The sequence below is a fragment of the Crenobacter sp. CS_VA4 genome (assembly GCF_055597485.1).
The window spans coordinates 1-256 of sequence record NZ_JBVMAE010000147.1 but is presented as its reverse complement, the minus strand read 5'-3'; the positions used below and the strand labels follow the sequence as shown (position 1 = coordinate 256).

Sequence of the window (256 nt, the reverse complement as noted above, 5' to 3'; positions counted from 1 at the left end):
CCAGAATGACGTAACCGACCAGACCACCTTGCTGGATACGCTCGCCCAGGCTCGGCGCACGCACCAGAACCGACAGCAATGCACCACGGGTCGGGTCCAGCGCGATCTTGGAAACGCCACTATCAGCTTCTTCGAGGTCCGAAGCCATCGAGCCATAACGGCCCGGCGGCTGACGCTCCAGCTCGGCCAGACGCTGGGTATCGGTCTGCCAGACCAGGAACTTGCCATCGGAAACGGCAGCGAAAGCACCAACCCG

1 protein-coding gene is annotated in these 256 nt (G+C 62.9%); it reads right to left on the bottom strand.

Annotated elements, in window-relative coordinates; translation table 11 throughout:
- Positions 1-256, bottom strand: a 256-nt coding sequence (locus tag ACZ2IA_RS23090; RefSeq protein ID WP_470294916.1) for a hypothetical protein, incomplete at both ends; no start/stop codon positions are given.